The sequence below is a fragment of the Klebsiella sp. PK01 genome (genome assembly GCF_057624675.1).
The window spans coordinates 170,742-180,587 of record NZ_JBYEZM010000007.1; the positions used below are offsets into that span (position 1 = coordinate 170,742).

Here is a 9,846-nt window from a genome sequence, read left to right on the forward strand (position 1 = left end):
GGTTTGCTACGTATCACGCCTGCTGCGAACTGCCGACGCTTTTATCTTTCAGGAAGTAAATAATCAGCCCCAGCCATAGCACCCCGCCCAGCAGGTTAAACAGGCTGAACAGGCCGTTACCGCCAAGCTCATAAGCATGCTTGCTAAGCTCAATGCCCACGGTAAAGATCAGCATCTGCAGCATGCCCATCGCCGCCGAAACCGTTCCTTTACTCATCTCGCTGGCGAACAGCGTTAAGCGCACCAGCCCGGCGTTAGCCAGACCAATCCCGAAAGCGTAGAAGCTCAGACCGGCGGTCATCCACAGATAAGCATGGGACGAGACGACCGTGGCCGCCGCCGACAGAAGCAGGCCAAACATTATCGGCCAGCCGCCCATAATAATCAGCGAGCGTACCGAACGGCGTGAAGTCAGACGCGCCAGTACCAGGTTGCCGGCGATCAGCGCGCCGAAAATCGGCACCTGCAGCATACCGTACTCATAGCTGGTGGCCTGCTCGCCGCTAATAATAATGACCGGCGATTGCGCAATCCACGCCAGCAGCGGCAGGCTAACAAAACCGGTCGCCAGCGCCCCGGCGACAAAGCGCAGGTTTTTCAACACCAGACGATAGTCGCGCCCCAACTCTTTTACCGACAGTTTTTCCCCCATCCGCGTCGCCGTTTCCGGCATCGCCCGCTGTAGCCCGACAAAGGAGATGGCCGCCAGCACGGCGAACAGCACGAACATCATCTCCCACGGCAGCATATGCACCCAGGCGGCGCCGACCAGCGGCCCGAGCAGCGGCGCAATCAGCGCGACGTTAGCCATCAGGGCGGTAATTTTGATACACACCGCCTCCTCAAACGACTCCTGGATAGCCGCATAGCCCACCGCGCCGATAAAGCACAGGCTGATGCCCTGCAGGAAACGCAGCAGGGTAAATTGTTCAATGGTCTGCGCCAGCAGCGTCGCCAGACAAGTGACGATAAACCACACCACCCCGGTCAGCATCACCGGACGGCGGCCAATACGATCCGACAGCGGCCCCAGCAGCCACTGCAAAAACATCCCCCCCGCCAGATAGGCGGTCATAGAGGTGGGGACCCACTCATTGCCGACCTGAAACTCCTGCACCACCGCGAGCATACCCGGTTGGATCATATCGTTGCCGATATAGGTGGAGAATTCATATAACACAAGGCACAGCGGGAACAGCAACGCCTGACGACCGAGGCGTTTACCTGATAGCGAATAATTCTGCATGCAATCTCTTAATTAAAAAAAAATCGCGCAAAGTTTAATGAAAGTCGACCCGTGGAGATAGTGAATTGTGAGTGACAATGAAAAATATCGCCAGCCCGCAGTCCGGCATGAAACGAATATTTATATTTCGTTTATGTTTCAATGAGATTACAGCCGATATACTTGCTATGGCGAAATACCGGCAAGGGCATCTCACGGCTATATTTCGTAACAAACTGATAATTAAGACAATGCTGCTTTACCCCATCGTTACCTTTCAATAAGGTGAGCGGCTTATTGCTATCGTAACCAGAGACTGGAAGCATGCTGGAAAATATCAACTACGCGCTGTTTGCCCTGATTAACGCCACCCCGGCCTCCTCGTGGTGGGCAATTGAGGTCGCCACGTTTATTGCCAAAGACTTAATTATCATTGTGCCGCTGCTGGTGGTGGCGCTGTGGCTGTGGGGGCCAAACCAGCGTCAACTGGTATTCAAGGTCATGCTGGCCCTGGCCCTGAGCCTGTCTATTTCGTGGGTTATCGGTCATCTGTTTCCGCATGACCGGCCGTTTGTTGACGGCGTCGGCTACAATTTCCTGCATCATGCGGCGGATGATTCATTCCCAAGCGATCACGGCACCGTCATCTTTACCTTCGCGCTGGCGTTTTTGTTCTGGCACCGCGTGTGGTCCGGCGTGCTGCTGCTGGTCATCGCTTCGGCGATTGCATGGTCACGCGTCTATCTGGGAGTACACTGGCCGCTGGATATGTTGGGCGGGCTGCTGGCCGGCATGTGCGGCTGTCTCGGGGCGCAGCTGCTGTGGCAGAGCGGCGGTCATGGCCTCTACCAATGGCTGCAGCGCCTGTATCGTCTCTGCTTCTCGCTGCCGATTCGTAAAGGCTGGGTACGCGGCTAACGTCTGACAGGTGACGAACCCCTCGCCGCCGGGTAAAATCAAGCTGACGCCCTGCCCTTGCAGGGCGATTTTAGCTCAGAGGGTATATGGAAACTCGTCGTGACGAACGCATTAACCAGCTCATTCAGGCACTCAAGCGCAGCGATAAACTTCACCTGAAAGAAGCAGCTTCGCTGCTTGGCGTATCAGAAATGACCATTCGTCGCGATTTGAACGGCCACAGCGGCCCGGTGGTGCTGTTGGGTGGTTACATCGTGCTGGAACCGCGTAGCGCCACGCACTATCTGCTGAGCGATCAGAAAACCCGTCTGGTGGATGAAAAGCGCCGCGCCGCGCGCCATGCCGCCGGGCTGCTTGAAGCGCATCAGATGGCCTTTTTTGACTGCGGCACCACGACGCCATGGATCATCGACGCCATCGATAACGAGCTGCCGTTTACCGGCGTGTGCTACTCGTTAAATACCTTTCTCGCCCTGCAGGAAAAACCGCTGTGCCGCGCTATTCTGTGCGGCGGCGAATTCCACGCCAGTAATGCCATCTTTTTGCCGCTCAGTCTGCAGGATACCCTGAGCCACCTCAGCCCGGATATCGCCTACTATTCTGCCGCCGGTATCGACTGCGAGCAGGGAGCGACCTGCTATAACCTGGAAGAGCTGCCGGTGAAACACTGGGCCATGAATAATGCTCGCTACCATGTGCTGGTGGTCGATCATAGCAAGTTTGGCAAAGTGCGGCCGGCGCGGATGGGGGAGTTATCGCGTTTTGATGTCATCGCCAGCGACGTTCGTCCGGATGACGACCTGCTGGCGCTGGCAAAAGAAAAGCAAATATCACTGCTGTACTAACCGCGCCCCGTCGGGCGCGGTCTGTCTGTTAAGAGAACCAGCTGCCGAACCAGCCGTGCAGTTTCATCAGCACGAAGTCGACCATGCGGCTGAAGAAGCCGCCCTCTTTCACTTCTTCCATAACGATCAGCGGGCGCTGTTCAATGGTTTTGTCATTGAGCTTAAAGTCGATGGTGCCCACCACCTGCCCTTTCGTCAGCGGCGCGGTGAGCTGCGGTTCCGTCAGGCTGTAGCTCGCTTTCAGGTTTTTCAACTGCCCGCGAGGAATGGTCACCGAACCGGCTTCGCCGGCGCCCAGTTTGACTTCATTACTGTCGCCGAACCACACGCGCTGGGAAATAAAGGTGGCATCCGGTTTGATTGGGGTGACGGTTTCATAGAAACGGAAGCCCCAGGTCAGCAGTTTTTCGGACTCGTTAAAGCGGATACGGTCGGTTTTAGTGCCCAGCACCACCGCGATAAGGCGCATATCGCCCTGCGTTGCGGAAGAGACCAGGTTGTAACCCGCGCCGGCGGTGGTGCCGGTTTTCACGCCATCGGCATTGAGGTTGGTGCTCCACAGCAGACGGTTGCGGTTGGGCTGGCGGATTTTATTGAAGGTGAACTCTTTTTCTTTGTGTACCGCGTACTCTTCCGGCACATCATGAATCATCGCTTTGGTCAGCAGCGCCATGTCGCGAGCGGTGCTGAACTGCCCCGGCGCATCCAGGCCGTGGACGGTTTTAAAGGTGGTGTTAGTCAGGCCGATTTTCTGCGCGTAGCCGTTCATCAGGTTGACAAACGAATCCTGGCTGCCGGCGACATAATCCGCAATGGCGATGCTGGCATCGTTACCAGACTGGATTATCACGCCCTTATTGAGGTCTTCAACCGATACCTGCATGCCTGGCTTCAGGAACATCACCGAGGAGCCGCGCAGCGCCGGGTTGCCCGTGGCCCACGCATCGCGACCGACGGTGACCGTATCGGTCAGTTTGATTTTGCCTGCTTTCAGCGCCTGGCCTACCACGTAACTGGTCATGATTTTGGTCAGGCTGGCCGGGTCGAGTTTCTCGTCGGCGTTGCCTTCACTCAATACTTTGCCGCTGGCATAGTCCATCAGGATCCAGGCTCGCGCATCAATCGATGGCGCATCCGGAAGTTGATCCGCCGCCTGCACCGCAGGGGCCACGAGAAGTAAAAGCGCGCAGCCTGCCGCGAGGCCGCGAAGGGAAAAAGCATCATGCGTCATAAGAGCCACCCAAGTATCCTTTCCAAACAAAATATGCCGCAACACTCTTGCCGCACAGCACAAGGCGGTGAGTAAAGCGTACAAATGACCTTAAAGAAACAGCGAGTTGGTAAAGTTTTTAAAGTTTACGCAATAACGCCGCTGCCTGCTGAAAACAAGGCAATTTTTTTGATCGTGATTGCCTTAATATTAACTTTATTCCAACATGATTGCTCACCATGTTGCAACGGCGATTAAATAACATGCAGGAGCGGATATGATTACGTTATGGGGCAGAAATAACTCGACCAACGTGAAGAAAGTACGCTGGGTGCTGGCGGAACTGGATCTTCCTTATCAGCAGATTCTGGCGGGGCTGGAGTATGGTCTCAATCACGACCCGGAGTATCTGGCGATGAACCCGAACGGCCTGGTGCCGCTACTCAAAGACGATACCAATGGGCTGGTGCTGTGGGAATCCAACGCCATTATTCGCTATCTTGCCGCTCAATACGGGCAAAACCGGCTGTGGGTAGAGTCGCCTGCGCAGCGCGCGCAGGGTGAAAAATGGATGGACTGGGCCAATGCCACGCTGTCGCCGGCGCACCGTCCGGTATTAATGGGGCTGGTCAGAACGCCGTCGGCCCAGCGCGATCCGGCAGCAATCGACGCGGGGATTAACGCCTGCGAAGGGCTGTTCGCCATGCTCGACGATGAACTGGCGAAGCATGCCTGGCTCTCCGGCGATGAGTTCGGCCTTGGCGATGTTGCGGTGGCGCCGTTCGTTTATAACCTGCTGTCCATCGTCGACAGCTGGCAGCCGCGGCCCCATCTACAGCGCTGGTACCAGCAAATCCAGCAGCGTCAGGCCTTCCGCGATGTGGTCATGATCCCGGTTACCTGAGGGCTCACTCCGGGCTGACCTTGAGTAGCTCACCATCGGGCTCGTCGGTTAACAGGTACAGGTAACCGTCGGGCCCGACGCGCACATCGCGAATGCGTTTGCCGCGATCTTTTAATAGCCGTGTCTCCTCGCTGAGAGTATTGCCGTCAACCGAGAGCACAATCAAAGACTCATCCTTCAGCGCGCCGATAAACAACTTATGTCGCCACTGCGGGAAAGTCGGCGCATTGTAAAACGCCATGCCGCTCAGCGCCGGGGAAACGGGCCAGACATGCAGCGGCGCCTCGGTATTCGGCGTGCTCTTTCCTTTAGCCTCCGGGATAGGTTGGCCGCTATAGTTAATGCCGTGCGTCGCCAGCGGCCAGCCGTAGTTTTTCCCGGCCTGGGGAATATTGATCTCATCGCCGCCGCGCGGGCCGTGCTCGTTCAGCCACAGCGTATCGCTCCACGGATTCATCGCCATTCCCTGCGGGTTGCGAACACCGTAAGCCCAAATCTCCGGTCTGATGCCTGTACGGCCGACGAAAGGATTATCTTTGGGTATTGTCCCCTGGTCAGTCAGGCGCACGACTTTTCCCTGCAGTTTATCGAGATCCTGCGCCGTCGGGCGCTGATTGTTTTCACCTAAACCAATAAACAGATGCCCTTTGCCATCAAAGACCATCCGCCCGCCAAAATGATTGCCAGTGGAGAGCTTCGGCTGCTGGCGGAAAACGGTTTTAAAATCTTCCAGGTTTTGCTGGTCGGCGCTGAGGCGGCCGTACCCCACCGCGGTACCCGCTTTGCCGTCCTCGCCCGCTTCGGCATAGCTCAGCCATACCCGGCGCGACTGAGCAAAGTCCGGCGCCAGCACCACATCCAGCAGGCCGCCCTGACCGTTGGCCCACACCTTCGGCACGCCGCGAATGGGCGCCGATAATCCTTTATCGAGATGCCAGCGTTTAAGTTCGCCGCCGCGCAGGGTAATCAGCACGCCTTCATTGTCCGGCAGAAATGCCAGTGACCAGGGGTGGTCGAGGTTATCCTGCAGCACCTCAACGCGCGGGGCGGCCATCGCCGCCATGGGCAGCAGCACAGTCATGAGAGTTATTTTGAGATATCGGCGCATGGCGCACTCCTTTCGTCAGCATTGCTGATAAGGGTAGCCAGCGTGGCCAGCCAGGCAGGGATTTTTACATAAACTTTAACAGGGGGAGTCGCCTCCCCCTGGATTCAGGCGTGGGCAATTGGCGCGGATTTATTCAGAATGTGAATATTCATCGTCAATCCCGACAGACAGCGTTCTAGCTTCTCTACGTTAACGGCAATATAAGCCGGGCAATCATGATGCCCGCTCATCAGGCAAACCGCCGCCGAAGCGACGGACTCGCCGGCAAGACGGAAGGCTTCCATCTCTTCCGGCGCGATGGCGTGCTGCAAACGCGGCGCGTGTACGCGCAGTTCATGGCATAGCTCAAACAAGTTATCACGCAGATGGTCATTTTCGCTGACTGACATATAGCCTTTCGCTTTACGAAGCTGGAGATAAGCCGCCAGATCGATATTGGCATTAATCAGCTTATTCAAAAGGTTAGTGTAACGTCTGTCAACGCTCATCACGGTCCTCCTCTGTCGTCCATTACCATAATCATAGTATGGTCATTTTTTGCGCGGAATTATGAGCAAGGTCAATAATCCCACAGCAATTAACATTATTTACAATGTTACAACTTCAGAGGCCACGCCGCGTTGTTCATCTCACCAGCGGCTGGTTCATCAACTTTTCCAGCACCTTCAGCGGTGAATACTGCGGATTATGCATCGCGCTCACCGGCAGTTGGAAAGTCTGTTCCAGCATAAACTGGCCGCCCATCGCCGCGTGCGGCGTTTGATCGGAAAAGCAGATCCAGGTACTCCCGGCGGCAAACTCTACCGCCTGCTGTACGCCGTGCTGTTGATATTCCGGCGTACTTTTCATTTTGTCGTGCAACGCCAGCATCAGATGATCGTAATGGCTACGTTTGCTTTTGGTGATCCCCACCGCCGACTGCAGCCAGCTGGCGAACGGCGACCACGGTTTCAGCGTCGGCAGGAAGCGCGCAGCGAGCGTTTCAAAATGTTCGCCGGTGCGCCACAAACGCGGCTCACCGTGCGGATTGATGTTGCAAAATACGCGCAGAATGCGATCGCCATAAACAGGGCGCGACGGGAAAGCGTCGACGTGCAGGCGGGTATCATCTTTACGCCACGAGGTCTTGTCGCGCCAGGCGGTTATCGGATGCAGCCGCAGGCTGGTTTGCGGGCGATAAAGCGCTTCGCGATATCCGGGCAGTAGCGCATCAATCAGGCGCAACGTGGATTGATAGTAACGTTCGGTCAGCTGCAGTACCGCCGGGGCTTTCGCCGCGTCCGCTACGCCTTTAATTTCACGCTTTTGCGGCTGGTAGCTAATGTTCTTACGCTTCGGCGATACTAAATCGGTATTGAGTAATTCGCGCTCTTCGGCAGTCAGCGAAAAATCCAGATTCGGTAAATAGAGGACGTTGCCCTCTTCCAGCGAATGCTGAATTGACGATGGCTGCGGCGGAATATCCAGATGGGTAAAGGGTAATGTCGTGAGGGCCAGCGGACTGCTCGTGGTCATTGTTATGCTCCTTGCCGCATGGGTTTTATCAGTTTTGGCTCCGGCCATCGGCAAGGTTAACAGAATGTTATTAAACGTAAGGTCAATGTAAATGAGATAATGGTTTTGAATACCATGGCCGAGTTTTTTTGCCGTAAAGCTTTTTCATCATTCATCGCCCCCTGGCTATACTCTTTTTCGCAAAGATCTGTAGAATTCCTGCCCTGACCATTCCAATAAATGAACATTTTTTAAGCTATGAGCAATGTCACGCACCAGCCGAAAATCGGCTTCGTCTCCCTGGGCTGCCCGAAAAACCTGGTAGACTCAGAACGTATCCTCACCGAACTGCGTACCGAAGGGTATGACGTGGTTCCCAGCTACGACAACGCCGATATGGTTATCGTCAACACCTGCGGCTTTATCGACAGCGCCGTGCAGGAGTCGCTTGAAGCGATCGGCGAAGCCTTAAAAGAAAACGGCAAAGTGATCGTTACCGGCTGCCTCGGCGCGAAAGAAGATCAAATCCGCGAAGTGCATCCGAAGGTGCTGGAAATTACCGGTCCGCATAGCTACGAGCAGGTGCTGGAGCACGTTCACCACTATACGCCGAAGCCGAAGCATAACCCGTTCCTCAGCCTGGTGCCGGAACAGGGCGTCAAGCTGACGCCGCGCCACTACGCGTACTTGAAAATCTCGGAAGGCTGCAACCATCGCTGCACCTTCTGCATTATCCCGTCAATGCGCGGCGATCTGGTGAGCCGTCCGATTGGCGAAGTGCTGGCGGAAGCCAAACGGCTGGCGGACGCCGGGGTGAAAGAGCTGCTGGTCATTTCTCAGGACACCTCCGCCTATGGCGTTGATGTCAAGCACCGTACCGGTTTCCACAACGGCATGCCGGTGAAAACCAGTATGGTCAGCCTGTGCGAAGAGCTGGCGAAACTCGGCATTTGGGTGCGTCTGCACTACGTCTATCCGTACCCGCACGTTGACGATGTGATCCCGCTGATGGCGGAAGGCAAGATCCTGCCGTATCTCGACATTCCGCTGCAGCACGCCAGCCCGCGCATTCTGAAACTGATGAAGCGCCCGGGTTCCGCAGATCGTCAGCTGGCGCGTATTAAACAGTGGCGCGAGATCTGCCCGGATCTGACCCTGCGTTCCACCTTTATCGTCGGTTTCCCGGGCGAAACGGAAGAAGATTTCCAGATGCTGCTCGACTTCCTGAAAGAAGCTCGCCTCGATCGCGTGGGCTGCTTCAAGTACAGCCCGGTTGAAGGCGCCACCGCCAACGAACTGGCGGATCAGGTACCGGAAGAGGTGAAAGAAGAGCGCTGGAACCGCTTTATGCAACTGCAACAGCAGATTTCCGCCGAGCGTCTGCAGGAAAAAGTGGGCCGCGAAATTATGGTGCTGGTCGATGAAGTCGATGAAGAAGGCGCGATTGGCCGCAGCATGGCCGATGCCCCGGAAATCGACGGCGCGGTCTATCTGAACGGTGAAACCAACGTTAAACCGGGCGACGTACTGCGGGTGAAAGTCGAGCACGCCGACGAATACGACCTGTGGGGTACCCGGGTCTAATCCCGCTTCCCGGATAGCGGCTTGCGCCTTATCCGGGCTACCTCTTTCCCCATGGCTGCTGAAACTGCCGCCGTTGGTGGCCTCAAAATCGCTGAGACGTTCCCGGAAGGTCGGGGCAGCCCGCATGGATGCGGGCTGAGGGCCGTGTTTTGCACGGACGATGCCCCGGAAATCGACGGCGCGGTCTATCTGAACGGTGAAACCAACGTTAAACCGGGCGACGTACTGCGGGTGAAAGTCGAGCACGCCGACGAATACGACCTGTGGGGTACCCGGGTCTAATCCCGCTTCCCGGATAGCGGCTTGCGCCTTATCCGGGCTACCTCTTTCCCCATGGCTGCTGAAACTGCCGCCGTTGGTGGCCTCAAAATCGCTGAGACGTTCCCGGAAGGTCGGGGCAGCCCGCATGGATGCGGGCTGAGGGCCGTGTTTTGCACGGATAATGAGATGGACGCTCCAGATTTTACGGTATCAAAGTACCAGACTGGATCGTTGCAATACGTCCTAAAAAATGAGGAGCGTCCACATGAAAGTATCAACTCTTGGTATCGACCTGGC

Annotated in this window: 9 protein-coding genes and 1 pseudogene; 5 read left to right on the top strand and 5 right to left on the bottom strand. The window is 56.2% G+C overall.

Features of this window, described 5'->3' with window-relative positions:
- Positions 1–13: 13 nt before the first annotated feature.
- Complete coding sequence (kdeA, locus tag AC22LX_RS21075; protein ID WP_015367543.1) at positions 14–1,246, bottom strand: multidrug efflux MFS transporter KdeA; 1,233 nt, start codon at positions 1,244–1,246, stop codon at positions 14–16.
- Between the two features lie 303 nt (positions 1,247–1,549).
- Here kdeA and ybjG point away from each other — a divergent pair, with 303 nt between their 5' ends.
- Together ybjG and deoR are read left to right on the top strand one after the other, a co-directional pair.
- Positions 1,550–2,143 carry an undecaprenyl-diphosphate phosphatase gene (gene ybjG / locus AC22LX_RS21080; protein WP_045396360.1) on the top strand — a complete coding sequence of 198 codons (594 nt, stop codon included), beginning with the start codon at positions 1,550–1,552 and terminating at the stop codon, positions 2,141–2,143.
- 86 nt (positions 2,144–2,229) lie between these two features.
- Positions 2,230–2,988 (top strand): DNA-binding transcriptional repressor DeoR, encoded by a 759-nt coding sequence (deoR, locus tag AC22LX_RS21085; RefSeq protein WP_015367546.1) that lies wholly within the window; start codon positions 2,230–2,232, stop codon positions 2,986–2,988.
- A gap of 28 nt (positions 2,989–3,016) precedes the next feature.
- Here deoR and dacC read toward each other — a convergent pair whose 3' ends face one another.
- Positions 3,017–4,219 carry a serine-type D-Ala-D-Ala carboxypeptidase gene (gene dacC, locus AC22LX_RS21090; protein WP_047064992.1) on the bottom strand — a complete coding sequence of 401 codons (1,203 nt, stop codon included), beginning with the start codon at positions 4,217–4,219 and terminating at the stop codon, positions 3,017–3,019.
- Positions 4,220–4,475: 256 nt separating this feature from the next.
- Here dacC and AC22LX_RS21095 point away from each other — a divergent pair, with 256 nt between their 5' ends.
- Positions 4,476–5,102, top strand: coding sequence for a glutathione S-transferase family protein (locus tag AC22LX_RS21095; RefSeq protein WP_487334193.1), 627 nt, complete (start codon positions 4,476–4,478; stop codon positions 5,100–5,102).
- A 4-nt stretch (positions 5,103–5,106) separates the two neighbouring features.
- Here the strand turns inward: AC22LX_RS21095 and AC22LX_RS21100 are convergent, their stop codons facing one another.
- The 3 genes from AC22LX_RS21100 to kdoO all read right to left on the bottom strand — a co-directional run bounded on the left by AC22LX_RS21100 (position 5,107) and on the right by kdoO (position 7,725).
- Complete coding sequence (locus tag AC22LX_RS21100) at positions 5,107–6,210, bottom strand: PQQ-dependent sugar dehydrogenase (RefSeq protein WP_487334194.1); 1,104 nt, start codon at positions 6,208–6,210, stop codon at positions 5,107–5,109.
- Positions 6,211–6,314: 104 nt separating this feature from the next.
- Positions 6,315–6,698 carry a biofilm formation regulator BssR gene (bssR, locus tag AC22LX_RS21105; RefSeq protein WP_045364588.1) on the bottom strand — a complete coding sequence of 128 codons (384 nt, stop codon included), beginning with the start codon at positions 6,696–6,698 and terminating at the stop codon, positions 6,315–6,317.
- 136 nt (positions 6,699–6,834) lie between these two features.
- Positions 6,835–7,725 (bottom strand): Kdo hydroxylase KdoO, encoded by an 891-nt coding sequence (gene kdoO / locus AC22LX_RS21110; RefSeq protein WP_487334195.1) that lies wholly within the window; start codon positions 7,723–7,725, stop codon positions 6,835–6,837.
- A 237-nt stretch (positions 7,726–7,962) separates the two neighbouring features.
- On the opposite strand from kdoO, the gene rimO reads away from it, so the two are divergent.
- Positions 7,963–9,288, top strand: a complete 1,326-nt coding sequence (gene rimO, locus AC22LX_RS21115) for a 30S ribosomal protein S12 methylthiotransferase RimO (protein WP_047049075.1) — start codon at positions 7,963–7,965, stop codon at positions 9,286–9,288.
- Positions 9,289–9,447: 159 nt separating this feature from the next.
- A pseudogene (locus AC22LX_RS21120) lies at positions 9,448–9,570 on the top strand (hypothetical protein); the annotation flags it as partial.
- Between the last annotated feature and the right edge of the window lie 276 nt (positions 9,571–9,846).

Excerpts from the sequence above, each read along its gene's own strand:
- kdeA (WP_015367543.1), bottom strand. The coding sequence starts at position 1,246 with ATGCAGAATTATTCGCTATCAGGTAAACGCCTCGGTCGTCAGGCGTTG.
- AC22LX_RS21095 (WP_487334193.1), top strand. The coding sequence starts at position 4,476 with ATGATTACGTTATGGGGCAGAAATAACTCGACCAACGTGAAGAAAGTA.
- ybjG (WP_045396360.1), top strand. The coding sequence starts at position 1,550 with ATGCTGGAAAATATCAACTACGCGCTGTTTGCCCTGATTAACGCCACC.
- AC22LX_RS21100 (WP_487334194.1), bottom strand. The coding sequence starts at position 6,210 with ATGCGCCGATATCTCAAAATAACTCTCATGACTGTGCTGCTGCCCATG.
- deoR (WP_015367546.1), top strand. The coding sequence starts at position 2,230 with ATGGAAACTCGTCGTGACGAACGCATTAACCAGCTCATTCAGGCACTC.
- dacC (WP_047064992.1), bottom strand. The coding sequence starts at position 4,219 with ATGACGCATGATGCTTTTTCCCTTCGCGGCCTCGCGGCAGGCTGCGCG.
- kdoO (WP_487334195.1), bottom strand. The coding sequence starts at position 7,725 with ATGACCACGAGCAGTCCGCTGGCCCTCACGACATTACCCTTTACCCAT.
- bssR (WP_045364588.1), bottom strand. The coding sequence starts at position 6,698 with ATGAGCGTTGACAGACGTTACACTAACCTTTTGAATAAGCTGATTAAT.
- rimO (WP_047049075.1), top strand. The coding sequence starts at position 7,963 with ATGAGCAATGTCACGCACCAGCCGAAAATCGGCTTCGTCTCCCTGGGC.